This is a genomic window from Ruegeria sp. AB6, from assembly GCF_056542685.1.
The window spans coordinates 1-1,699 of sequence record NZ_JBQGAD010000036.1 but is presented as its reverse complement, the minus strand read 5'-3'; the positions used below and the strand labels follow the sequence as shown (position 1 = coordinate 1,699).

Below are 1,699 nucleotides of genomic sequence, written 5' to 3'. Positions count from 1 at the left end.
AGCGGGTAACCACTTGTCCTGGTTGGAACTCAGGGCCCAGAGCCGACATCCAACCCACTGCCTAAATGCTGCCGTCGCAGCCCGTATTCTGTTGAAAAACTCTGTCTTGATCGAAGGCCATCTGGCTGATTCAATTCTCTTATTGAATGGGAGTTTGGATGATGATGGGACCAAAACAGGAAACTCAGGCTGAGCTGTTCTATGAGTTCTCCCTGGAGGAACATGTCCCGGACAATCATCTGCTGCGGTCGATTGATCGATTTGTTGACCTGAGTAGTATCCGCAATCATTTGGCGGATTTTTACAGTCATACTGGTCGCCCTTCCGTCGATCCCGAGTTGCTGATCCGCATGCTGCTGGTGGGCTATTGCTTTGGCATCCGGTCGGAACGGCGGTTGTGCGAAGAAGTGCACCTGAACCTTGCGTATCGCTGGTTCTGTCGCCTCGATCTGACTGATCGAGTGCCGGATCACTCTACCTTTTCCAAGAACCGCCATGGTCGGTTCCGCGAGAGTGAACTCTTGCGGCACGTGTTCGAAACGACAGTGGCGCGGTGCATCGCAGAAGGTTTGGTCAGCGGCCAGCGTATGGCGATTGATGCCAGCTTGATTGAGGCAGAAGCGACCAAGCAGTATTCAGCGTCACAAGAAGAATGGGATGCTGCACAGATCGATGCCAAGACCGCACCGCGCGCTGTTCGGGAATATCTGGAAACCCTGGATGAGGCCGCGTTTGGTGCTGCCTCGCCAGTCAAGCCTAAGTTCATTTCATATTCGGACCCTGCCAGCCAATGGACAGCGGCGCACAAGGCACCAGCCTTCTTTGCTTACTCTGATAACTACCTCGTTGATACAGATCACAGCGTGATTGTGGATGTGGAAGCGACCAGATCCATCCGGCAAGCCGAAGTGGGGTCGACAAAGACGATGCTGGACCGGGTGAAGGACAAGTTCGACCTCGTCCCCGACTGGATGATCGCCGATACCGCCTACGGCTCAGGCCCGATGCTCGGCTGGCTCGTGGATCGCAAGATCGATCCTTACATCCCGGTCATCGACAAGGCCGGACGCCCCGACGGCACCTGGACACGCACAGACTTCGAATGGGACGCTGAGCATGATCAATATATCTGCCCAGAGGGTCACGCGCTTAAACAGTTCCGCCGGAATTACTCTGATCCAAACCGGGGGCCGTCGGGCAAGGGCACAGCCCGCTATCGCGCCTTGAAAGAAGTCTGCCAGGTATGTCCGTCCAAACAAAGATGCTGCCCCAACGCTGATGCACGCAAAATCACCCGCGAAGAGCACGAAGATGCGCGCCAGGTCGCCAGAGATCTGGCCAAAACTGAAGAGTACCAGATTGCGATGAAGCTCAGAAAGAAAGTTGAGATGCTCTTCGCCCACCTCAAGCGCATCCTAGGCCTTGGACGGCTCCGATTACGTGGACCGTGCGGCGCAAATGACGAATTCCTCCTCGCCGCCACCGCCCAGAACCTCCGCAAATTGGCGAAAATCTTTCCCGCACCGCAGCAAACGCGAAACGCCTGACCAGAAAGGCGCTCGTGCCGTGCTCAGGTCACCCCATTCTGCGACTGCAACACGTTGTTTTTCAACAGAATCCTCGCATTACTGACATTCGCTGCGGATGCAAAACTCATGTCCAGTCGAATACAGATCCCACATCAACCATAAAGTAGATG

The 1,699-nt window shown here is 55.2% G+C and carries 2 protein-coding genes; both read left to right on the top strand.

Going from position 1 to position 1,699, the window contains the following annotated elements; genetic code table 11:
* Positions 1 to 193 (top strand): hypothetical protein (locus ACR0DB_RS22575; RefSeq protein ID WP_480553088.1); only part of this gene is annotated, 193 nt, incomplete at its 5' end.
* On the top strand, positions 162 to 1,547 hold the full coding sequence (locus tag ACR0DB_RS22570) for an IS1182 family transposase (protein ID WP_480424160.1): 1,386 nt from the start codon (positions 162 to 164) through the stop codon (positions 1,545 to 1,547). The genes ACR0DB_RS22575 and ACR0DB_RS22570, both read left to right, overlap by 32 nt.
* Positions 1,548 to 1,699 lie beyond the last annotated feature (152 nt).